Annotated in this window: 22 protein-coding genes; 15 read left to right on the forward strand and 7 right to left on the reverse strand. The window is 32.9% G+C overall.

Translation table 11 applies throughout. The annotated features are described in order from the left end of the window. Positions 1-75: 75 nt before the first annotated feature. Positions 76-1,359, forward strand: coding sequence for a kynureninase (gene kynU / locus RCH19_RS07045; RefSeq protein ID WP_343022622.1), 1,284 nt, complete (start codon positions 76-78; stop codon positions 1,357-1,359). A gap of 80 nt (positions 1,360-1,439) precedes the next feature. Here kynU and RCH19_RS07050 read toward each other — a convergent pair whose 3' ends face one another. Further along, on the reverse strand, positions 1,440-3,002 hold the full coding sequence (locus tag RCH19_RS07050) for a hypothetical protein (RefSeq protein WP_343022623.1): 1,563 nt from the start codon (positions 3,000-3,002) through the stop codon (positions 1,440-1,442). A 216-nt stretch (positions 3,003-3,218) separates the two neighbouring features. Between RCH19_RS07050 and RCH19_RS07055 the strand changes: the two genes are divergently transcribed. Further along, the gene (locus tag RCH19_RS07055) at positions 3,219-3,662 is read left to right on the forward strand and encodes a YMGG-like glycine zipper-containing protein (RefSeq protein ID WP_343022624.1); all 444 of its coding nucleotides are present in this window, start codon (positions 3,219-3,221) and stop codon (positions 3,660-3,662) included. Between the two features lie 76 nt (positions 3,663-3,738). On the opposite strand, the gene RCH19_RS07060 is transcribed toward RCH19_RS07055, so the two are convergent. Together RCH19_RS07060 and RCH19_RS07065 are read right to left on the reverse strand one after the other, a co-directional pair. Beyond that, positions 3,739-5,271 (reverse strand): cryptochrome/photolyase family protein, encoded by a 1,533-nt coding sequence (locus RCH19_RS07060; protein WP_343022625.1) that lies wholly within the window; start codon positions 5,269-5,271, stop codon positions 3,739-3,741. Between the two features lie 2 nt (positions 5,272-5,273). Continuing rightward, complete coding sequence (locus tag RCH19_RS07065; RefSeq protein ID WP_343022626.1) at positions 5,274-5,915, reverse strand: flavin reductase; 642 nt, start codon at positions 5,913-5,915, stop codon at positions 5,274-5,276. Positions 5,916-6,078: 163 nt separating this feature from the next. Here RCH19_RS07065 and RCH19_RS07070 point away from each other — a divergent pair, with 163 nt between their 5' ends. Together RCH19_RS07070 and RCH19_RS07075 are read left to right on the forward strand one after the other, a co-directional pair. Next, positions 6,079-8,469, forward strand: coding sequence for a penicillin acylase family protein (locus RCH19_RS07070; protein WP_343022627.1), 2,391 nt, complete (start codon positions 6,079-6,081; stop codon positions 8,467-8,469). Between the two features lie 55 nt (positions 8,470-8,524). Further along, on the forward strand, positions 8,525-9,862 hold the full coding sequence (locus RCH19_RS07075) for an NAD(P)/FAD-dependent oxidoreductase (protein WP_343022628.1): 1,338 nt from the start codon (positions 8,525-8,527) through the stop codon (positions 9,860-9,862). A 35-nt stretch (positions 9,863-9,897) separates the two neighbouring features. On the opposite strand, the gene RCH19_RS07080 is transcribed toward RCH19_RS07075, so the two are convergent. From RCH19_RS07080 to RCH19_RS07090, 3 genes are read right to left on the reverse strand one after another with little or no spacing between them, the layout of a single operon-like run. After that, a complete protein-coding gene (locus RCH19_RS07080) occupies positions 9,898-11,157 on the reverse strand; it encodes an NAD(P)/FAD-dependent oxidoreductase (RefSeq protein ID WP_343022629.1) in 1,260 nt (419 codons plus the stop codon). A gap of 44 nt (positions 11,158-11,201) precedes the next feature. Beyond that, positions 11,202-11,564, reverse strand: coding sequence for a cupin domain-containing protein (locus tag RCH19_RS07085; protein WP_343022630.1), 363 nt, complete (start codon positions 11,562-11,564; stop codon positions 11,202-11,204). Positions 11,565-11,624: 60 nt separating this feature from the next. Continuing rightward, positions 11,625-13,136 (reverse strand): helicase HerA-like domain-containing protein, encoded by a 1,512-nt coding sequence (locus tag RCH19_RS07090; protein ID WP_343022631.1) that lies wholly within the window; start codon positions 13,134-13,136, stop codon positions 11,625-11,627. 370 nt (positions 13,137-13,506) lie between these two features. Between RCH19_RS07090 and RCH19_RS07095 the strand changes: the two genes are divergently transcribed. From RCH19_RS07095 to RCH19_RS07135, 9 genes are all read left to right on the forward strand, one after another. Beyond that, a complete protein-coding gene (locus RCH19_RS07095; protein ID WP_121925074.1) occupies positions 13,507-14,325 on the forward strand; it encodes a MotA/TolQ/ExbB proton channel family protein in 819 nt (272 codons plus the stop codon). A gap of 39 nt (positions 14,326-14,364) precedes the next feature. Continuing rightward, complete coding sequence (locus RCH19_RS07100; RefSeq protein WP_121925075.1) at positions 14,365-14,976, forward strand: biopolymer transporter ExbD; 612 nt, start codon at positions 14,365-14,367, stop codon at positions 14,974-14,976. A gap of 18 nt (positions 14,977-14,994) precedes the next feature. After that, a complete protein-coding gene (locus RCH19_RS07105; protein ID WP_121925076.1) occupies positions 14,995-15,564 on the forward strand; it encodes a biopolymer transporter ExbD in 570 nt (189 codons plus the stop codon). Positions 15,565-15,598: 34 nt separating this feature from the next. Continuing rightward, positions 15,599-16,396 carry an energy transducer TonB gene (locus RCH19_RS07110; RefSeq protein WP_121925077.1) on the forward strand — a complete coding sequence of 266 codons (798 nt, stop codon included), beginning with the start codon at positions 15,599-15,601 and terminating at the stop codon, positions 16,394-16,396. Further along, positions 16,396-16,626 (forward strand): hypothetical protein, encoded by a 231-nt coding sequence (locus RCH19_RS07115; protein WP_121925078.1) that lies wholly within the window; start codon positions 16,396-16,398, stop codon positions 16,624-16,626. The genes RCH19_RS07110 and RCH19_RS07115 overlap by 1 nt, the downstream gene beginning before the upstream one ends. A gap of 3 nt (positions 16,627-16,629) precedes the next feature. Continuing rightward, positions 16,630-17,553, forward strand: a complete 924-nt coding sequence (locus RCH19_RS07120) for a substrate-binding domain-containing protein (protein WP_343022632.1) — start codon at positions 16,630-16,632, stop codon at positions 17,551-17,553. A 16-nt stretch (positions 17,554-17,569) separates the two neighbouring features. Next, the gene (locus RCH19_RS07125) at positions 17,570-19,243 is read left to right on the forward strand and encodes a hypothetical protein (RefSeq protein ID WP_343022633.1); all 1,674 of its coding nucleotides are present in this window, start codon (positions 17,570-17,572) and stop codon (positions 19,241-19,243) included. Between the two features lie 217 nt (positions 19,244-19,460). After that, positions 19,461-20,093: a 7-carboxy-7-deazaguanine synthase QueE gene (locus RCH19_RS07130; RefSeq protein ID WP_343022634.1), complete on the forward strand. Its 633-nt coding sequence runs from the start codon at positions 19,461-19,463 to the stop codon at positions 20,091-20,093. Positions 20,094-20,128: 35 nt separating this feature from the next. Continuing rightward, a complete protein-coding gene (locus tag RCH19_RS07135) occupies positions 20,129-20,530 on the forward strand; it encodes a DUF2059 domain-containing protein (protein ID WP_343022635.1) in 402 nt (133 codons plus the stop codon). Positions 20,531-20,605: 75 nt separating this feature from the next. On the opposite strand, the gene RCH19_RS07140 is transcribed toward RCH19_RS07135, so the two are convergent. Continuing rightward, positions 20,606-21,322 (reverse strand): class I SAM-dependent methyltransferase, encoded by a 717-nt coding sequence (locus RCH19_RS07140; RefSeq protein ID WP_343022636.1) that lies wholly within the window; start codon positions 21,320-21,322, stop codon positions 20,606-20,608. Positions 21,323-21,428: 106 nt separating this feature from the next. On the opposite strand from RCH19_RS07140, the gene RCH19_RS07145 reads away from it, so the two are divergent. Both RCH19_RS07145 and RCH19_RS07150 read left to right on the forward strand, forming a co-directional pair. Next, a complete protein-coding gene (locus RCH19_RS07145; RefSeq protein WP_343022637.1) occupies positions 21,429-21,923 on the forward strand; it encodes a YkgJ family cysteine cluster protein in 495 nt (164 codons plus the stop codon). Positions 21,924-22,089: 166 nt separating this feature from the next. Next, positions 22,090-23,325, forward strand: a complete 1,236-nt coding sequence (locus tag RCH19_RS07150; RefSeq protein ID WP_343022638.1) for an FtsX-like permease family protein — start codon at positions 22,090-22,092, stop codon at positions 23,323-23,325. Positions 23,326-24,063 lie beyond the last annotated feature (738 nt).

Below are 24,063 nucleotides of genomic sequence, written 5' to 3' on the forward strand. Positions count from 1 at the left end.
TGTTTTTTTATTCGTTACAAAATCTCCTTTCCTCTATTTTCTTTTTTCTTATTTTTACAATTCAAATTATACAACATGACTTTCGAAAATACAATTGAATTTGCGCAACGTTTAGATGCTCAAGATAAATTAAATAAATACCAAGACGAATTTATTTTTCCAAAGGTAAATGATAAGAAAGTAATTTATTTTACTGGAAATTCATTAGGTTTACAACCTAAGCGTACAAAAGCTTATGTTGACGAGGTAATGGAAGATTGGGCTAATCTTGCAGTAGAAGGGCACTTTTATGCTGAAAAACCTTGGTGGGATTACCATGAGCGTTTTGCTAATCCCTTAAGTAAAGTTGTAGGCGCTTTACCATCTGAAGTTACAGTGATGAATACACTTACCGTTAATCTTCATTTGCTGATGGTTTCTTTTTACCGACCTACAAAAACGAGATATAAAATTATTTGTGAAGAGAAAGCTTTTCCATCTGATCAGTATATGTTTCAAAGTCAAGTTCATTCTCATGGATACAAAACAGAAGATGCGATTGTAGAAATTAAACGTCGTGACGGAGAACATAATATTCGAACAGAAGATGTCTTAGCTAAAATTGAAGAAGTAGGTGATGAATTAGCATTAGTCTTAATAGGCGGAGTTAATTATTATACGGGACAAGTTTTTGACATGAAAACGATAACTGCTGCAGGTCATAAAGCAGGAGCTTATGTAGGATGGGATTTAGCTCATGCCGCAGGAAATATAAAAATGGAACTTCATGATTGGAATGTAGATTTTGCCGCTTGGTGCAGTTATAAGTATATGAACTCGGGGCCAGGAAATGCTTCAGGATGTTTTGTACATGAGAAACACCATCAAGACGCTGACTTACCAAGATTTGCCGGCTGGTGGGGACATAATAAAGAACGTCGTTTTAAAATGGAACCTTCTTTTGATCCAGTTCATGGCGCTGATGGTTGGCAGATAAGTAATCTTCCCATTCTTTCCTTAGCTCCTTATTTAGCATCAGTAGAAATGTTTGATGAAATAGGAATGGACTCAATTGTTGAGAAAAGAGATTTAATCACCTCGTATTTAGAATTTATTCTTCAAGAAATTGATAAGGAAGTGGACAGTACTTTTGAAATCATTACTCCGTCAAGTCCAGTTGAGAGAGCATCACAATTATCAGTATTACTGCACGGAGAAGGACGCAGCTTATTTGATTTTTTAATGGAAAATGGTGTAATAACAGATTGGCGTGAGCCAAATGTTATTCGTTTAGCGCCGGTTCCATTGTATAGTTCTTTTGCTGATATGTATGAATTTGGTCAAATTTTAAAAAGAGGAATTCTACAAGTTGAGAAATAAAATTTCCTAAAATAATCTAAAGAATATTTAATAAAAAAACTGATTTAGAAATAGCAATTATTTCTAAATCAGTTTTTTTATTATATCAAAATATGTTTGAGTACAGCTGCAACGTTAAGCCACAGAAAGTTAAAAAATGACTTTTCTGGAACACGTTCAATTGTAGCTGTTGTCTTTACAACTTCTCCATCCGAATCATTTTTCAAAATTAAATTAGCCAATGCACTTTTAATTTTATTCTTTTTTTCGGGCGCGCCTTTTCTGTAAAGAGTCACTTTTAAATCATGATATTTCAAAGATGCATTTTCATAAGAGTTGAAATCATTTCCTTTTATCGTGAATTTTAATTCATCAAATATCCCTTGTGTAGTGGCATTGATATAAGGTTTAGTAAATCGGTATAAATCGTTCGTATTTAAATTTGAAACCACACCATTCATTGTAAAATTGTCTTTTTTGTCCAGTACATTAAAGTTCCAATTTAGCTTGAAAGGCGAGTCTTTCATAAATTTACAATCTATATCAATATTGACATGACCATTTTTTTTAAGTCCGTAACCACTTTGTATATTGGTTGCCGTCAAATTAAAGTCTTTGAATTTAAGTACTCCAGGACCTTTGTCAAAACTCAGCTCTTCTTCATAAACTAGAAGAGAGTTACGTATTGCAAGTGTATCTATTCGTAAAGGAAACTTTATATCTCTAAGTAATTTGCTATACAATGGCTTTTTACGCATATCATCAGCCGGAAGTTTATTCCTGTAAATGTTAGCGGCTAATTGATTTATTTTAATTGAGTTAGCATTAAAAAATAATTTGTCGTCTTTAAATCCCCATTCAATCTTATTAACTTTAATAATGTCTGAATTGAGAGTAAAAAGATCTTTCTCCTTTTCTAACTTGCTAACAAATTCTTTTCTGCTGTACTCGGGATCTAATTTGAAATTCTTAACAGTTAAACTTTTAGTGTTAAGAAGCAACTCTTTTGCTCTTAGATGGTAGTCGTCACTCACACGATAATAAATACTATCTGCATTAAGTTGGTAATTAGAATACTGAAAGGGGATTTTATTTTTAAGAATGTCGTCAGTGATAACGATTCCATCTATTTGCAAATTCAGATTCTTTAGATCTAGAATTGACTGATTTTTTTGATTATGTATTATTTTAAGCGCTCCTTTGTTTAATTTAATGTTTGATACCATAATAATTTCTTGGAAGGGCTTGACAACATCTGAACCTAAACTTTTAGAGTTATTAATAGCATTTTGAGTGTTCTTGTAGAGATAAACTTCTGGAGTGTTAATTTCGATGCTATTGGCTTTAATTCTATCGCTAAAAACAATATCCCATATTTTAAATTCTCGTACCTTAATAGATTCTATAGTAGCATATATTCCTATCTTTTTTAAGCTATCTTGTGATTTACTTTTTGGTGAAATCGTAACGTCAGATGCTGTAATATTTTTTGAGAGAAGGTCAATTTTTAAATTTTTGTAGGTGATATTGTAAGGGGTCTTATTTTTTTCATTGATGATTTTAGGTAACTGTCTATTAAGCCAAAAATTTAACCCAAAGTTCAGCAGTAGTATAAGCACAATTAAACTACCTATTATCAATGCTATTTTTTTAAAGATCTTCATAAGTTACTTGTTTATCAGGTATTTGTGAACTAAATTATATTGAATTACTATTCTTTTAATCTATAAAATAACAACTATTATAAGAGCCAAGAGTGTTGAGACATTAATTATATAAGTTATTGTTATAATTATATAAGCAATAGGGATAATTGTATAACTGATCTAGACGAGGTTTGTGTTTCCTTTGCCGTATTATTTATCATTAAAATTAAAATTATGAAAGCATTATATTTTATACTAATTTCTTTAGTTATCGTTTCTTGTCAAAATCAAGGTAAAACTGATGTTCAGGCAGTGAAACAAGCTACAGTGGATTCAATGAAAGTTGTTTTAGAAAAACAAAGAGTGATTGATTCGATGCAGGTTGAGATGGCTCAAATGGAAGAAGCTAAGGTAGAAGAGGCTAAAGTTGAAAGTAAAAGAGAAGTTATTGTTGTGAATCAGCAAGCGCCTGCTTCAACTACGACAACAACTACAACTACAAAAAAGAAAGGTTGGAGTAGTACTGCAAAAGGAGCTGTGATAGGTGCTGGAGTAGGAGCTGCAACTGGAGCAATTATCAGTAAGAAAAAAGGTCAAGGTGCTATAATAGGTGGTCTTGCAGGAGCTGGAGTTGGTGCAGGGACTGGAGCAATTATTGACGGAAAGAACAAAAATTAAATTCTAATTTATAAAAAAAAGAGTGTTTAAGTTCGTTGAGAATTTAAACACTCTTTTTTTTTAAAACTATTTGTAATTAAAATGAGTCCATATCTTCGATTATTGAATTTGCTTTTACTTTAATTTTGTAAAGTTCTTCAGGATCTATTTTATTCAATAAATTGAGCATCATTCCCATACGCTGATTTCCTTTGAAATAGGACCTTTTTTCATCTAAAAAGTTCCAATATAAAGTATTGAAAGGACAGGCCTTGTCGCCAAATTTCTCTTTAACATTATAATGGCATTTACTACAATTATTACTCATCTTATTAATGTAACTTCCAGATGATACATAAGGCTTGGTTGCAATAATTCCGCCATCAGCATATTGTGACATTCCTCTAGTATTAGGCATTTCAACCCATTCAATTGCGTCAATATATACTCCTAAATACCACGAATCTACTTCGTCAGGATGAATTTGAGTCAATAAAGTAAAATTTCCTATTACCATTAAGCGTTGGATGTGGTGTGCGTAAGCATCATTTAAACTTTGGTTAATAGCGTGACTCATGCAATTCATTTTAGTTTTTCCAGTCCAGAAAAAATCTGGTAATTTATTGGTGTTGTTCAAACGATTCATATGAGCATAGTTTGGCATTTCTTTCCAATAAATTCCACGGACGTATTCTCGCCAACCCAAAATTTGCCGCACAAATCCTTCTACTTGCGAAATTGAGATTGTTGATTCGTTCTTGTAGTAATAATTAATTACGGTTTCGATCACTTCCTTTGGCGATAGCATCTTGGTATTCATTGCAAAAGATAATCTCGAATGAAAAAGAAATTTTTCGTCCGTATGCATTGCGTCCTCATAATCTCCAAAATGCTCAAGTAAATTACTGCAGAAGTAATCAAGAACTTCTAGACATTGCTCTCGAGAAGTAGGCCAACTATAATTTTCTAAATCAATATTTCCAAAAGTAACTATTCCTGCTTTCTCAATTTCGGAAACTACTGCTTTAACATCTTTGTGAAAATTTTTCTCATTTGGAACCGGAACTTCACCTTTATACTTCTTTCGATTATCAGCATCATAATTCCATTGATTGCCCGTTGGTGTTGATCCATCCATCAATACATGGTGTTTTTTACGCATGTTACGATAGAAGTTTTCCATTAATAGTAACTTTTTGCCTTCGTAGAATTCTGAGAGTTCAGTTCTTGTAGTATAAAAATGTTCTGAATCGAAAGCTTCTGATTTAATATTTAAAGATTCGCAAATCGATTTTAACTGAATATCTAAGCGATATTCATCTGGAAGTTGATATTCAAATTTCTCAATCTTATGTTTTTCGATAAGGAGAGAAATAATTTTTTCTAAATTCTGCGGATTTTCAACATCATTTATATGAAAATAAGTCGCTTGATGACCTAATTCTGTTATTGCTGTGTAAAAATTCCTCATCGAGAGAAAGAACCCAACAACTTTTTGAATATGGTGTTTAACGTAATCAGATTCTTGACGCATTTCAGCTAATACGTAAATAGTATTTTTATCAATGTCTTTCAGCCAAGAATGCTGTAAATTCAGTTGGTCACCAAGAATTAATCGCAGTTTTTTCATTTTTACTTTTTAGGAAAGGGTGTAGTTGTGATTTCTTTTCGAGCGTATTGAAAGCGATCAATTAACTTGGGTAAACAATACCCGTCAAGTCCATTCAAAGTCACAACATTTCCCTTATCTATTTGCAACCAACCATCTTTATGTTCTAATTCTTCGTTGAAAAATAAATGTTCTATAGAAGCAATTACGTGAATTGTATCGTTCTCTTTAATGTAATATTCATTTAAGTATTTACAATACAATTGAACGGGACTACCTTTAACAAATGGAATTTTTAATTCATTCTTATATTCTTCTTCCAAGTTTGTTTTATCAAATTCAGAAACTCCAAGATCATAATTAGCAGAGGTATGATGCGCATCTTCAATCATGTCAACGGTAATATGATTTACAGTAAAAAAACCAGTTTCTCTAATATTTTTATAGGTATCGCGGGGAACAGTTGTAGGTCGCATAATAAAACCAATCATTGCAGGATTGCTTCCAAGATGGGTTACACTGCTGAAAATTGCAACATTAGAATCTCCATCCACTGATTTTGTAGCTATAAGGTTAGCTGATTTATATCCAGTGCAAGAATTGATCAAGTTTAATCTTTCGATTTTCTCCATTTGAGAAATATCATCTCTAGAAATGTGTTTCATAGTTCACGTAATTTAAAGCAAATATACTTTTTGTTTAATTAATTATAAAATATATTAAACAAAATTTAGCTCGTTGCATAGAATTATTTAATTTTGTTTCTTATTAATGATTTTAACATAATAGTTTAAAATCCTATATATTTGTTTTTCAATTTATTTACAGATGAAAATATTTAAAAAGATACTTGTCGCAGTACTGTCGCTGGTAGTTATTTCTGTTATTGCAGCTTTCATTTATGGCTTGTATTTGAAGCCAAAATATGAAGGAGAGGTGAAGCTAAGCAGGATTGAAAAAGAAACTAAAGTTTATTTTGATGAGTTTGGTGTACCTCATATTTACGCCTCAAATTCTAATGACGCAATGATTGCGTTAGGTTACGTTCACGCGCAAGATAGATTATGGCAAATGGAACTAATGCGAAGAATAGCATCAGGAAGACTTTCAGAAATTCTTGGTTCAGTGACTTTAAAAAATGATCAATTCTTCGTTGGTTTGGGAATTGAAGAAGCTTCGGCAAAAGCGATTGCAGCTTTAGATAAAAAAAGTCCTGAGTACCAAATGACAATTTCTTATTTAGAAGGAATTAATCAGTATTTAGAGGAAGGAAAAACGCCTATTGAATTTACTATATTAGGTGTAAAAAAAGAAAAATTCACTATAAAAGATGTATATAATATTTTTGGGTATATGTCTTTCAGCTTTGCGATTGGTCAAAAATCAGATCCTTTGATGACCGACATTCGAAATAAATATGGAATGGATTATCTCAAGGATTTTGGAATCGACGGTTCATTCAATACCACAAAGATTAGAAATGCAAAAGATAAGTCGCAGCAATATACTCCTATTTCAAAAGCAGTTGCTTCGATTTTAGAAAAGTCGCCTATTTCACCATTTATAGGAAGTAATAGCTGGGTGATTGCTCCTAAGAAAACTAAAAATGGAAAAGTGATTTTTGCTAATGATCCTCATATTGGTTTTTCACAACCTGGAACTTGGTACGAAGCACATATCGTAACACCTGATTTTGAATTGTATGGATCTTATTTAGCGGGAACACCATTTCCTTTGCTAGGACACAATAGAGAATATGCTTACGGTCTAACAATGTTTGAAAATGATGATGTTGACATGTACCAGGAAGAGCAGAACCCAAACGATAATACCACTTACAAGACTCCAACGGGATTCAGTAAATATGAGGTTCGTAAAAAAGTTATAAAAGTTAAGGATTCAACTGATATCGTTATGAACGTGAAATCCACGCGACACGGACCCGTGATGAATGACTTAATTGATGGATTAGACAAAAATAAACCGGTCGCGATGTCATGGATTTATACTCAGCAACCTATTCTTATTCTCGAGGCTGTTTACACACTTTCTCACGCTAAAAGTATTGCTGATTTTCAAAAAGGAGTTTCTCTTATTGCTGCGCCTGGTTTAAACGTTATGTACGGAGACGCTACTGGTAACGTTGCTTGGTGGGCTACTGGAAAATTATACAAACACAATGAAGGCGTGAATACTAATTTTGTTCTAGACGGCGCTAGCGGAAAAGAGGATATTGTTGAATACTTGGATTTCTCTAAAAACCCTTCAGCAGAAAATCCAACGTGGAATTACGTTTATTCTGCTAACAATCAACCTGAGGCTATCGATGGTTATAATTATCCGGGATATTATCTTCCTGAAGATCGCGCAAAAAGAATTACCCAGCTCTTAAAACCAAAATCAAATTGGGATAAGGCTTCAGTTGGAAAAATGATTTTTGACAACACATCTTCTGTAGCGCCTAAAGTAGTTAAAAATTTAATTTCGAATATTGACACTGAATCACTTAATGAAAATGAAAAGCAGGCACTTATGATATTAAAAAATTGGAAAGGATCAAATAACTTAAGTGATGTTGCTCCTACAATTTATAACAAATTAATTTATAATTATCAAAAAAACACATTTGAAGACGAGTTGGGAACTGAGAATTTTAAACAGTTTTTGACTACTCATGTTGTTAAGCAAATAATTGCAAATCAGATTAAGAATGAAAACTCGCTTTGGTGGGATGATGTAAGGACAAAAGAAAGTAAAGAAACAAGAAGTCAAATTATATCTAAATCATTTAAAGAGTCAATTGTTGCGCTAGAAAAACAATTAGGAAATAAAATAGAGAAATGGACTTGGAATAAAGTACATACTTTAGAACATGAACATCCATTAGGAAAAGTTGCTGCCTTAAGACGAATTTTTAATGTAGGACCTTACGAAGTTTCAGGATCGATGGAAGTGATCAATAATTTATTTTTTGATTTTACAGCTGATGGAAAGTATAAAGTAAAAGGCGGCCCATCTACTAGACGTGTTGTTGATTTCTCTGATATTGAAAATAGCTGGAGTATACTGCCCACTGGACAATCAGGAAACCCATTGAGTGCACATTATAACGATCAAGCTGAACTATATAACGCTGGTAAATTCAGACGAATGATGCTTAACAAAGGTGAAATTGTAAGAACTTCAACAGAATTGGTTTTTAAACCCACTAAAAAGTAATAATTTTACAAACTGCGTCAATTAGTAATTGCGCTTAACTATTTAAAGTAAATTAATGCAAAATATAAAAAAAATAGCGGTAGTAGGTTCTGGTCTTGTCGGTTCTTTACTCGCTATTTATCTCCGTAAAGCTGGACATCAAGTTCATGTTTATGATCGCAGCCCCGATATTAGAAAAATACAATTTTCTGGTCGCTCGATTAATTTAGCAATGTCTAATCGCGGTTGGAAAGCTTTAGATGCAGTTGAAATAGGCGATGTAATACGTGAGATTGCAATTCCAATGGATAAACGAGCTATTCATCTTGTTGATAAACTTAATTTTCAAAATTACGGACAAGAAGGAGAATCGATTTATTCAATCTCTAGAGGAATATTGAATAGGAAAATGATTGATTTGGCGGAAGCCGCAGGAGCTAAATTCTTTTTCGAACAAAAAATTTGGGATGTTTCATTAGACGATGCAACACTTCATAGTGGTGAAACGGAACGTGGTGTTTGGGAAGATAAAAAATACGATCTTGTATTTGGTGCAGATGGTGCTTTTTCAAGGATTCGTCATCGCATGCAACGTCAAAGCATGTTTGATTATTCTCAAGAATTCCTACCTATAGGTTACAAAGAATTAAACATTCCTGCAAATGCAGATGGAACACACAAATTAGATAAAAATTCTTTTCATATTTGGCCAAGAGGCGAGTACATGCTTATCGCTTTACCTAATTTAGATGGCAGCTTTACTTGTACTTTGTTTATGCCTTTTGAAGGTGAGAATTCCTTCCAATCATTAAACGATATTCCATCAGTTGAAGCTTTTTTCGAAAAAAATCTACCAGATACGATAGATGTAATTCCTAAGTTGACGGAAGATTTCTTCAATAATCCAACAAGCACATTGGTGACTATGAAATGCTTTCCATGGACTTATAAAGATAAAGTAGCGCTAATTGGCGATGCTAGTCATGCTATTGTTCCATTTTACGGACAAGGTATGAACGCAGGATTTGAAGATATAACAGTGCTTTATGAAATGATGGAAAAATACGGTGACGACTGGAAAACTGTTTTCTCAGAATATGAAAAGTCCCGTAAGCCAAACGCAGATGCTATAGCGGAACTTTCGTATCGTAATTTTTTAGAGATGAGTTCTAAAACTGCCGATGAAAACTTCCTATTACAGAAGAAAATCGAAAAATTATTTTCTGATAAATATCCAGAAAAATGGATTCCACTTTACAGTAGAGTAACCTTTAGTGATAGACCTTATGCCGAAGCTTTAGCGATAGGCGATTATCAAAATGAGATAATGGAAAAAGTTTTGAAAATGGATAATATAAACCAAATTTGGGATTCAGTAGAAGTTGAAAATAAAATTCTTGAATTATTGAAATAGAAAAAGGGCGCTAAATATTTAGAGCCCTTTTCATTTTATTTTACTTTTGTTGCTGATTTTAATATTACTCTTAATGTACTGTCGTTGTTAAAATAGCTAAACATCCAGTTGATGAATATTGACAACTTGTTTTTTACGCTTAGTATCAACATCAAGTGAATAAACATCCATGTAAACCATGCCAATCTACCTTGAAAACTAAATTTAGGTAAATCCACTACAGCTTTTCGTTTCCCAACGGTTGCCATTGATCCTTTGTCGTGATATTCGTATTCAACTCTAGTTTTGTTTTTTAAACTGCGTTTAAAGTTATCTGCTAAAACTTTAGCTTGTTCAATCGCAACACTTGCAACTTGTGGATGTCCATTAGCATATTTTGGAGTAGTCATAAATGAAATATCGCCTAAGGCATAAACGCTATTTAGGTTTTCAATCTCGCTAAATCTATTAACTATTAGGCGATTTCCCCTTGTAACGCAATCAGCTGGAATTCCTTGTAACATGTGTCCAACAATTCCTGCTGCCCAAACTACGTTGGTTGATGCTATGATTTCGCCACTTTGTAGCGTAACAATTTTACCATCATATTTACTTACTATCGAACTAGTTTTTACAATCACTCCTAATTCCTCAAGATACTTTCGCGACATTTTTTGGGAGTCGCTGCTCATTGGATTTAAAACATTGGGAGATCCTTCGAGCAAGTAAATAGTTAATTTTGAAAAATCTTTATCTGGGTAATCTTTAGGAAGAATGTTTTTTTTCATTTCAGCTAAAGCACCTGCAAGTTCTACTCCCGTTGGTCCTCCTCCTACAACTACAAAATTCATTAAAGCTTGCATATCTTCTTCAGGCGCCATTAAAGCATCTTCAAAAGTTTGCAAGATGTGATTTCGTAATTGAATTGCCTCCGGAACTGATTTCATTGGGTAAGCAAATTTTTCAATTTCAGCGTTTCCAAAATAGTTTGTCGTACAACCAAATGCGACAACAAGATGATCGTAATCAAAATCAGCTATAGAAGTTTTAAGCGTTTTACTCTCTGTATCAACACTCAGAACATCTGCTATTCTTATTCGTATATTTTTTGAATGCTGAAAAACTTTTCGCAGTGGAAATGAAATACTAGCAGGTTCAAGTCTAGCCGTAGCTACTTGATACATGAGAGGTTGGAATTGATGATAATTGTTTTTATCGATTAACAATACATCAAAGTCACTATTCTCTAAGTCTTGTGCTAAACGCAATCCTGCGAATCCAGCTCCTATAATTATTATTTTTTTTTGAATTTTCATGCATTTTTTATTGATAAGGATAAAGATACCGTTTTTTATAATCTTTAGTCCTCCCTATTAACTTTTTCTATGGAAAATGCTGGTGTGCAAATAGCAATGTACTCACAGATTTCTTCAAATGGATTTGAATATTGTACTCTTGTGTTTTTATTAATTTTGATGGATTGACCGGCTTCTAAAATGACCGTTTCGTCATCTATAATAAATTGTTTTTTCCCTTTTATAATATAGGTATATTCATCAAATTCAGGAGTTTGGAATGGTTCTTTCCAATGAGGAGGTGCAACCATATGCGCGATTGAAATGTCATTATTATTAGTTGCTACTTTTCCATGATGCTCTTCGATTAATTTACCATCAGTGGTAGGGAAAACAAAAGGTGATTTCTGAATAAAATACTTTTTCATATCTAGTTGTTTGTAGAAAAAATCCCTTTTTAAAGGAATTCTAAAAAGGGGTTATGAATTTTATTTTTTAAACATTTTATTTAAGACTCCAAACGCTCCTCTGATAAATGTAGCGCTTGTAAGAACTTTTAAAACTGTTTTACCTACTACTGCAGCTGTACTAGGTTCCTGAGTTTGTTTTTTTTCTACTTGCTTTTTCTCCACTACTACTTCTTCCGCAGACGCTATTTTTTTATTAAGCATTTCATAAGCACTTTCACGGTCAATCAGCTCGCTGTATTTTTTTACTAGTTTTGAGCCGCTATTAATTTCTTGAATTTCACTTTCTGTTAGAACGTCCATTCTACTCATAGGTGCACGCATCATCGTAGCCGCGAGAGGTGTTGGGATTCCTTTTTCGTTCAGTGCTGTAACTAGCGCTTCTCCTATCCCTAGACTTGTTAATACCTCGTCGGTTTTATAATAGCTTGAAGTAGGGTAGTTATCTGCAGTTTGTTTGATTGCTTTTCTATCGTTAGCTGTAAAAGCTCTTAAAGCATGTTGGATTTTTAAACCTAATTGTGCCAAAACGCCACTTGGAATATCCATTGGATTTTGTGTAATAAAATAAATTCCAATTCCTTTAGAGCGTATTAGCTTGACTATTGTTTCAATTTGTTCCAATAAAACTTTACTTGCTTCGTTGAAAATTAAATGCGCTTCATCAATAAAAATCACTAATTCTGGTTGGTCAGAATCTCCTTTTTCTGGCATTTGTTGGTAAATTTCAGCTAATAAACTTAGCATAAAAGTCGAGAACAACTTTGGTTTATCTTGAATGTCAGTCAGCCTTATAATACTCACATAGCCTTTACCAGTTTTATCAATTCGCATTAAGTCATCAATATCAAAAGACATTTCACCAAAAAACAAATCGGCACCTTGCTGTTCAAGTTCAATAATTTTTCGCAAAATCGTTCCTGTAGTAGAGGTAGATATTTTTCCGTAATGCTGTTCAATTTCGCTCTTGCCTTCTTCGGTAATATAATTAATTACTTTTTTAATGTCTTTTAAATCTAAAAGAGGCATTTGGTTATCGTCACAGTATTTAAATATAACAGAAATTACTCCTGATTGTGTGTCGTTTAAGTTTAAAATTCGGGAAAACAATACGGGTCCAAATTCTGAAATTGTAGCACGCAAACGAACACCATTTTGTTCTGAAAGTGTTAATAGCTCAACAGGGAATTTTGCTGTCGTATAGGGAATGTTTATCTTTTCATGGCGATCAGTTATAAAAGGTTTTTCTTCACCTTCTTTTGCAATACCACTAAAATCACCTTTGATATCCATCATTAAAACGGGTATTCCAAAACTGGATAATTGTTCAGACAGAACTTGAATTGTTTTTGTTTTTCCTGTACCTGTAGCCCCTGCAATTAACCCGTGACGATTCAATGTTTTCAACGGAACTTTTACGTGAGCATCTTGCAAAGCTTCACCATCTAATATAGCGCCACCTAAAATAATGCTCTCGCCTTTAAAATTGTATCCTTCTGAAATATGTTTAACAAAATCCTCTTTTATACTCATAATCAATTTATTTAAATCAAACGCAAGTTATTATATTTTTTTAAAAGTAACAATTTTAGTGCATACTGCAGTTTTCCTGCTTTTATACTGTTAATATCGCAAATTAATACTTTACTTACTTAAGTGGTTGTTATTGAAAATTCATACATTTTATTCACAAAAAATTACATTATTTTTGGTGAAATGGTTGATTTCTCTGCATATATTGATATAAATGCAATCTAGAAACAGTCAAAAACGTTTTTAAAATAAATTTAATTACAATAAAATAAAAAAAAGTTTTTTTATTTGAACTAAAAATATAAATTTGCTCCACTACAAGTTTAATATAACTAAGAGAATTTATTTAAAACTATTAAAATTAAAAAAAATGGCAAACGTTAAAAAAGAAAAAAGCACAAACGGTGGAGGAATGGTTTCAGGAATCATTATTGTTGCTTGTGTATTAGTTGGGGTATTGATTTGGAAATTTGTAATGGGAGCTCCAGCGAATTTTGAAGGTGGAAATCCAGAAACTGGACATCCATTGAATACTTTAGGTCAAGTTTATCATGGAGGTGCGATTGTGCCAATATTATTAGGAATGTTATTAATGGTTCTTGTTTTTTCTATCGAAAGATATGCAGTTATATCTAAAGCAGCTGGTAAAACTAAACTAGATACTTTTATGACTAAGATACAAGCAAGTATCAAGGCGGGTCAAATTGAAGAAGCTATCGAATCTTGTGACAAACAACAAGGATCAGTTGCAAATGCAATTAAATCAGCGTTAATTAAATATCAAGAAGTTAAAAAAGAAGGATTCAATAGTGAAGAAGCATCAGAAACTATTCACAAAGAAATTGAAGAAGCTACTTCTCTAGAAATGCCAATGTTACAAAAGAACATGACAATTATTTCGTCTTTAGTTTCTTTAGGTACACTTATTGGTTTGTTAGGAACAGTATCAGGTATGATTAAAGCGTTTGGTGCATTAGCATCTGCTGGAACTCCGGATCAAGCTGCTCTTGCAAGTGGTATTTCTGAAGCACTTATTAATACTGCAACAGGTATTGGTACTTCAGCTGTAGCGATTATCTCTTATAACTTCTTTACATCTAAAATTGATGATTTAACATACTCTATCGATGAGGCTGCTGTATCAATTGTAAGTACTTACAGAAGATTCAGAGGTAGTTTGAAGCAATAATTATGTTGATATTTATATCAAATAAAAAATAAAAAAAGAATGGCTAAAATAAAAATAAATAAAAATCCGGGCTCTACAGATATGACAGCAATGTGTGATGTAGCATTCCTTTTGCTTACATTCTTTGTAATGACTTCAACAGCTAAGATTCCTGAAGCTTTGCCTGTAGATACTCCTTCTTCAACAGTTCAGACTAAATTGCCTGAAACTGATTTAGCTACATTAACTGTAGGTAAAGGAAAGATATTCTTCGATTTGAAAGGGAAAGAAGTTCGTGTTAGAACGTTAGAGTTAATGGCGGAGAAATACGGCGTAACTTTTACTGATGACGACAAGAGTACGTTTTCAAGAATGGATGATTTTGGTGTGCCAATTCTAAATCTAAAGCAGATTATTGAAATGAAAGCGGCTGATAGAAGTAAAGCAGGGCAACCTGGTATTCCAGCTGATTCACTTGATAATCAATTGAAAGAATGGGTATATAACGCTCGTATTGCAAATATCGAAATTAACGATAAAGAATTGCAAGTTGCTATAAAAGGTGACGCAAAAGAAGAATATCCAGCCATTAAAAGAGTGATGGATATTTTACAAGAGCAAAAAATCAATAGCTTTAGTTTAGTTACTGGTTTAAGAGGAAAAGATTTTTAATAAAAAAAACACACTAAAATGGCTGAATTAAATACCGGCGACGGTGGAGGCAAAAAAGGTGGTAAAGTAAGAAGTCAAAAATTAAATGCAAAAGTTGATTTAACTGCCATGGTGGATTTGGCTTTCTTATTAATAACATTTTTCATGCTAACCACGACCTTGTCAAAACCTCAATCGATGAGCTTGGGGTTGCCAGATAAAGATCCCACAAAAGATAATGTGGATATGAAAGTTGACGAAAACCGTACAATGACAATTTTGTTAGGTGCGGATAATAAGTTAGTTTATTATGTGGGTCTATTGGCTACTCCAATTGGAGGGCCTAAAGATTTGGCTTTTGGAAGAGATGGTATTCGTAAAGAATTGTTGTCTAGACAGAAGTCTGTTTTGGCATATTCCGCAGCTTTAGGTAAACCGAAAAACGGACTTATTGTAATTATCAAACCAAGTAAGAAATCAAACTATAAAAATTTGATTGACATACTTGATGAAATGGCAATTGTTGGGGTTGGAGATTTTGGTAACTACGCTATCGTTCCAGAATTTTCTCCAGAAGAACAGAAATTGTTAGAAGGAAAAAAAGAGTAATCTTAATTCCCCAATAACCTAATAATTAAGAAAAATGAAATTAGACATATTAAAAAACCAATGGCTTGATATCGTATTCGAAGGACGTAACAAATCTTACGGTGCTTATGAGTTGAGACAGACAAACAGAAAAACTACTATAAAAGCCCTTATCATTGGAGCTATTGTATTTAGTGTTGCTGTTGCTGCTCCTCTAATCATAAACATGTTGCCTCAAAACGAAGAAGTAGAAATTGATAGAGATATCAAGATCACTGCGATAAAACTACCTCCAAAGAAAGAGGAGCCAAAATTGAACGTTCCACCACCACCACCACCACCACCAAAAGTGGATCAGGTAAAGTTTGTTAAGCCAGTTGTGGCAAAAGCAAATGAGGTAACAGAAGAACCGCCAAAAATTATCGAAGTAAAAGATAAAAAAATTGGAGCTGAAACTATCAAAGGTGATCCTGATGCGGTTTTAACTGTTCAACCAGTTGGAACAGGTACTGCAGCTGTTGTAGAAGAGGTAGATAACCAAATTTATAATACAGCAGGTATTGAGGTTAAACCTGATTTTCCAGGTGGAATTGATAAGTTCTACAAATTTGTAGGTAACAACTATCAGACTCCAGAGGAAGAAGGTTTAAAAGGAAAAGTATATGTAACTTTTGTAGTTGAAAAAGACGGTTCATTAACAGATATTAAAGTAATTAGAGATATCGGTTACGGAACTGGAAAAGAAGCTATCCGTGTTCTGAAGAAATGTCCAAAATGGACACCAGGTGAGCAAAACGGTAAAAAGGTTAGAGTACTTTATTCACTACCTATTACGATTCAATCTGCAGACTAATGTTAGATAACATACTAGATAATATTAAGAAGAAATCGCTTAAAGAGCGATTTCTTCTTGTTTTAGGAATTTTGTTTTTTCTGCTCTATTTGGTTTTAGGATTATTCATTATATTTATGGACAATTTTCCGCTCGATATGAGTTTACCTTATAGAATAGCTTTTGGAGTAATACTTATTGCTTATGCCTCTTTTAGGTTTTTTAGAATAATTAACGACACAAACACTTAGATAATGAAGAATTTTGGTAAACTTTCGTATTTTGCTGTTTTAATACTAATTGTAATATTTACGGCTTGTAATCAAAAGAACAAATCCAAAAATCAGGAAACCGTTATAAAAGGATCAGCAACGATTTATGTTGATGAAACTTTGGCTCCGATCATTGAAGATCAAGTTGCAATTTTCGAAAACAACTATGACGCTAATATAAAATTAGTTTCAAAGTCCGAAGCAGAAACTCTTAATTCTCTGTTTAACGAAAAAGCCAGTATTGCAATTCTAGCAAGAAATTTAACTGCTGAAGAACTCAAGATTTTTCAACAACGTAAAATTAATCCGAAAGTAACTCCCATAGCTACTGATGCGATAGCATTTATATCCAAAAGTAATGCTAAGGATTCTATTATTGCCTTAAAAGATGTAATAAGCTTTATGCAAGGAAAAGACGTTGCGAATATTAAAGGTCTAGTTTTTGATAATTTGAATTCTAGTACTGTTCGTTATATGAAAGAATTAGCTGCTGTTAGTGCAGTTCCTCAAAAAGGAGTTTTCTCTTTTAAAACTAATGATGAAGTGATAAAATATGTTTCTGAGAATAATAATATGATTGGTGTAGTTGGTGTTAATTGGTTGTCACAACCTTCAGCTGCGACGGACAAAAACATTCAAAATGTTACTATATTACGAGTGGTTGGTGTTACTGACGATAAATCGTATCTTCCTTCACAAAACGATATTGCAGAAAAAAAATACCCTTTGGCACGTGATTTGTATATAATAAACTGTCAAGGTTATTCAGGTTTAGGAATGGGGTTCGCCTCATTTGTGGCTGGAGATATTGGACAAAGAATAATTTTAAAATCAGGTTTACTACCAATTAGGATGCCTGGACGAAAAATTACGATAAAGACAAAATCAATTAATGATGAAAAATAAATCAACTATAATGAACATGAATAAATTTACAACTTTTAGTGTTGCGATATTAGCTTCAACTTTTACAATCCAAGCGCAAGACATCAATCAAGCTAAAAAAGCAATTGATGCTGAGCAGTTCGAGACTGCAAAAACAATGTTAAAGTCTATCATAAAAGATAAACCTTCTAATGGTGCAGCGTTTTTTACATTAGGGAATGTATATTTAACACAAAATGTGCAGGATTCAGCTAAGATTTATTTTGACAGAGGATTGACTGCTTCTGATGAAGGTAAGTTGAATTACATAGGTTTAGGTCAGATGGATTTAGATAAAAGCGATCTTACTTCTGCTCAGTCTAAATTTGCAATGGCAACAAAAGATATGAGAAAAAAAGACTTTCAAGAATATATCTATGTTGCGAGAGCTTACATGAATGCTGATAAACCAGATTATAAAACTGCAATTACTACTTTAAATAAAGGTGTAGCATATAATGCTCAAGATGCACAACTTCAATTAGCTTTAGGTGATGCTTATTATGGTGACTCTAAACAAAACGAAGCGTATGTAGCTTACAGAAATGCTTTTCAAGCTGATAATACTTTATTGAGAGCTAAAATGCAATTAGGTGTTTTATTAAAAGGAGCAAAATCTTATGATGAAGCTTTAAAAGCATACAATGAAGTAATTGCTTTAAATCCTAATTATGGACCAGTTTATAGAGAGCTTGCTGAAACGTATTATAAAATAGCGCGTAACAAGCCATCTCAAGCTGCAGCTAATTATAAAATTGCAATGGGACATTATGATAAATATATGTCACTAACAGATTATTCAATCCATTCAAGAATGCGTCGTGCAGATTTTTTAATCTTAATTGAAGATTATGTTGCACTTGAAGCTGAAGCAAATAAAATGATTGAATTAGACAAAGTTAATCCTAGAATTTATAGGTATTTAGGATATGCTGCGTACAAAAATGGAAACGTTGATGTTGCTATTAAATCTTTAAAGAACTTTATCACAGCACCAGGAAATAAAGCAATTGCATTAGATTACTTGTACTTAGGTTTGACAAAAATCAAAAAAGGAACAAGTGCGGATGAACTTACTATTGAACCAGCTGCTTTTGAAGCAGGGATGGTCGATATTAAGAAATCAATTGAGATGGAACCCTTAGCAGTTCAAGAATTAAGTGAAGTAGGTAAAAAATTGTTTGGACAAAAACTATATAGTGAAACTGCAGCAATATTTGAATTTGGAGCTAATACCGCCGAATCTACAAGTTACTTAGATGATAATGTGTACTATGGTTTAGCGATATATTATGCAAACATAAATAAAGCAAAAGGCGTTCAAGTTGATGCTGTAGCATTGCAAAAAGCTGATGCTGCTTTTGATAAAGTTTTAGTTGCTTCACCAACTTACCTTGAGGCATATCTTTATAAAGCTAGAACAAATAGATTACTTGAAAAAGATGATTTAATGGTTAAGAACTATGAGGATTATGTAGCGAAAACTACTGAGTTAGGAGCAGAAGAGTTAGCTAAGCCGGCTATCAAAACTAAAATTGTAGAATGTTATAATAATATGGCAGCTAGTTTTGCTAATACTGATAAGGCAAAAGCAATCGAGTACTTCAAAAAAACATTAGCATTAGATCCAGAGAATAGTTATGCTGCGGATTCTATTAAAATTCTTAAATAACAAAAATTAAGTTTTTTGCAATTACTAAACCGATGGTTATCAAGCCATCGGTTTTTTTGTGGCTGATATTGAGTACTCAAGTATATATTTCTTCTTCGATTGTTTGTATTAAGCCTATGAGTTATTAAATTAAGGTTTTTAAAGTTTATTATATTCCGAGTTAATTTCAAATTGACTCCTTTTCAAATTAACTATCTTTGCACTTTAAATTAAATAAATGTTATCAAAAGAAGTACAGTTAGAAGTAAATAAAGGAATGATGTTGCCTTTGATGGAAGAATTTTATACCATTCAAGGAGAAGGATTCCATACAGGAACAGCAGCATATTTTATAAGAATAGGTGGTTGCGATGTGGGTTGCCATTGGTGTGATGTCAAAGAAAGTTGGAATGCAGAATTACATCCTCCTACGGGAATCGATTTAATAGTAGCAAATGCTAATAAATATTCGAAAACTATAGTTATTACGGGTGGAGAGCCATTAATGTGGGATATGACATTGCTCACACAAAAACTAAAGGATAAAAATTTAAATGTCCATATCGAAACTTCAGGAGCGTATTCGCTATCTGGTACATGGGATTGGATTTGTCTTTCGCCAAAGAAAAATAAGTTACCTACAGATACGGTTTATGATAATGCACATGAGCTAAAAGTAATTATCCATAATAAGCATGATTTTATCTTTGCAGAGGAACAAGCAGAAAAAGTGAATCCAAATGCAATATTATTTCTGCAACCAGAGTGGAGTAAGAATGACGAAATGACACCGTTAATAGTTGACTACGTAATGAAAAATCCGAAGTGGAGAGTTTCATTGCAGACACATAAATATCTTAATATTCCTTAGAAAAGTTTATATTTGGACTTCTAAAATCAAACCAAATGAAAAAAATAGTAATAGCAGCAGCATTTATGTTTGTAGCAAATATTGCAACAGCCCAGGATTCTTTCAAAGCTGATGCTTTAAAAGTAATTGAGATATCTGGCGCCGCTGGTCCAATGCAAATGGCAAAGGAGCAAATTATGCAAAATATTCCAGAAGCGAATAAGATTGAGTTCTCTAAAGATTTTGACGCAAGTTTACCTTCTTTGTATGAAAAACTAGCCGTGATTTATATGGAGACCTATACTCAGGATGATATTAAAGAAATGCTCAAATTTTATAATTCACCATTAGGTAAGAAAATATCAAATTCTACAGGAGAACTTTATAAGAAATCTACTGCTGCGGGCCAAGAATGGGGAGCGGGATTACAAGGTATGATGATGAAGTACATGAAATAGTAAATACAGTTTACATAAGAGCCCAAATTCTAAATTTGGGCTTTTTTGTATAATATATTTTTCTTTTTAAGTACTTTAAATAGAGATTTTTGCCAAGTAATCATAATGCTCACCTTCTTGAATTAATTCACATTTTAATCCATTAGCTAAAGCTGCATTTTGCATAGTATTGTAATCGAGATAAAGCCATGGAAAGGGATTTTCTTTTTCTCCCTTGTAACTTACTGTAAATTCCAATTCCCCATAATAACCTTCTGCAGGAATTGAGTATGCACCTTCTTCATCTTCGTCAAACATATAGATGATGTCTGAACTATCAATTAAAATTTGGCCTTGTGGATTTAAGAGACTTTTTAATTTCTGTAAGTACTTTGTCATATCTTTTAGTGTCCCAAATATCCCAGTTCCATTCATTAACAATAGGATTGTATCATATTTACTTGCTGAATCATTAGAGTCTAAGTCAAGTATATTTTGCACTTTCGTATTTTTAATGCCTCTTAATTGACAGGCATTAATAGCGTATTCTGATATGTCAATGGCTAAAACTTCTAAGTTTTTTTCGTTTTGCAAATACAAACTATGACTTCCTGCGCCACATCCAACGTCTAGGATTTTTCCTTTTGATAATTGAAGTGCCTTCTGTTCTAAAATTGGCATCTCATCGTATGAGCGAAATAGATAAGACACAGACATCTCATCTTCTTCAGAAATTGTAGTCTCCGTTATTAAGTCTTCAGGAAAATTATTTGTTTGATAGTCGAGAATGGCTTTGCCAAATAGATCTTTCATCTTTTAATTTCGAGGAATGAAACAATATTATCCTCTTTATTTGTTATTATTTTATTTTTCGAACTTGAAGTCGTTACTTTTGTACCGTCAACTTTAATATAAAAAATTGAAACCTACTTTAAACGAATTACCTAAAGAAGCCAAAGATAAGCATATCGAAAACAAAAAGTATTTTGATAAGCTGAAAAAAAAGGTGCCTAAGAATCTAGATTATATAATGCAAGATTTACATGATGCTGAGTTTAAAAAAACGGATTGTTTAAAATGTGCTAATTGTTGTAAAACAACAGGTCCATTATTTACTTCTGCTGATATTGAACGGGTATCAAAACATTTACGACAAAAACCCCAGCAATTCATTGAGCAGTATTTACGTATTGATGAAGATCAGGATTATGTATTGCAATCTGTACCTTGTTCTTTTTTAGATAATGAAAATGCTTGTTTTATATACGACGTAAGACCAAAAGCATGTCGTGAGTTCCCTCACACAGATAGAAAAAAGTTTCAACAAATTACAGATCTTACTTTGAAAAACTTAGCAATCTGTCCCGCGGCTTTCAATATAGTTGAGGAAATGAAAAAGAAACTTCCTTTATAGGATTATAAATCGTCTTTAAAATTCCATTGAAAGCTTTTACTTTCTATCAAAAGCAGAACTTAATAAATTTTATTTTACGTCAATTAGTGTAGTTCGTGTTTTAGCAGTATTTTTGACAAAAGTGCTATATTTTCGCTCCTAATTTTAATCAGATACAAATCAAACCTTGAATTTAGAATACTTTATTGCCAAAAGGCTAATTACAGCTAAGGATTATAAAAGCAGTATATCTGCGCCTATTATAAAAATTGCAATATCTGCTATTGCTATTGGTATGATAATGATGATTGTTTCTGTAGCAACTGGTATTGGATTGCAACAGAAAATCCGTGAGAAGATTTCAGCCTTCAATGGTCATATCATTATTTCAAACTACGACAATAACTTATCAGAAGTTACACTAGTTCCTATCTCTAAGAAACAAAATTTTTATCCTAAGTTCACTTCTGTCAAAGGTGTGAATCATGTTCAGGCAATTGCGACTAAAGCGGGGATTATAAGAACAGAGACTGCCTTCGAGGGAATAATTCTTAAAGGAGTGGGTAAGGATTACCAGTGGAAAAATATAAATGAATATTTGATTTCAGGAAAACTGCCTGATTTTTCGCAGGATTTAAATCAAGAAGTTGTAATTTCTCAATTCCTTGTAAATAGATTAAATCTGAAAGTCGGTGACTCTTTCAACACGTTCTTTATTAAGGAAGAGCAAAATAAACTGCCTATCAGTCGACGATTTAAAATAACTGGAATATTTAATTCAGGATTTCAAGAATTTGATGCTACTTATGTAATCGGCGATATCAGGCACTTGCAACGCATCAATAAATGGGGTCCGGACCAAGTGGGAGCATTTGAAGTCTTTGTTGATGACTTTGATCAGATACAAGAAGTAGGTGAAAAAGTATATCAACAAACTTCCTCAACTCTCGATACAAAAACAATAATTGAAAAATACAGCTATATTTTTGAGTGGCTAGAGCTATTTGACTTTAATATCATCGTAATTCTGGTTGTAATGATTTTAGTTGCTACTATTAATATGGTAGTTGCACTGCTCGTTCTTATATTAGAGCGAACGCAAATGATAGGAATATTGAAAGCTCTAGGCGCAGAGAACTGGTCTGTTCGAAAAATATTTCTTTACAATGCATTGTATCTAATAGTAAGAGGTCTTTTCTGGGGAAATCTCATTGGAATCTCGTTATTATTGGTGCAGCAATATTTCGGACTCATAAAGTTAAATCCCGAAAATTACTATGTTAACGAGGCGCCAGTATATTTGAACTGGGGTTATATAGGTTTGCTAAATTTACTTACCGTAACTATTTGCTTTTTAGTTTTACTAATCCCCTCTTATATAATCACTAAGATTTCACCTGTAAAAGCAATCCGTTTCGATTAGATTTTCTTTTGGGCGTTACCCTTCATTAAAAAAGAGCCTGTTACCTTTTATGGTAATAGGCTCTTTTTTATAAAGGGTCGGGCTATTCGCTTCAAGTCCTCGCAAAGTTCCGCTTCACTTCACTTTGCTGTGGGCTATCCGCTGCTATCCCTAACGCGGACTAAAATTAAAATAACGACTTTTTAATTCTCCTATATATACTGTATAACATAAGTGTAAAGATATTTAATTTAGTGATGAATTGTAAACACGCTAAAGCAATGTAGAATTGCATTCAAAGCGCGATCATACTTCGTGATAGGTTAGTTTAATCTACATCTCTTACTTGTTATTGCCGTAAAAGTAGAGTCGTGATAAAAAACTATAGAGCCAAAGTTCGTATTTACAGTGAGTTAAAAACAATCTTGAACAAATCTTAAAAAAACTCATAAAAAAAGCTTGTATAATGGTATAAACGTTGTAGTTTTGCACCCGCAACAGCGCAGACGTTCTTACTTAATTAATGGAAATCGAATCAAAATTAAGGCGAAAGTTTTAGAAAAAAGATTTGGCAGAAATAAAAGAAGTAATTACATTTGCACCCCGCCACGGCGGGAGCAAGTTCTTAGACAGATTGAGCAGGAGGAGAAGTGGAGTGATCGACTTATCACTTGAAAAGCGGAGAAAATTTATTTTCTAAAAACTTTTCAAAAAGCCTTGTGAGATTTAAAAAGAGGTTGTACTTTTGCACCCGCCTTG

Source organism: Flavobacterium sp. PL12 (assembly GCF_039123485.1).
Classification (GTDB): domain Bacteria; phylum Bacteroidota; class Bacteroidia; order Flavobacteriales; family Flavobacteriaceae; genus Flavobacterium; species Flavobacterium weaverense.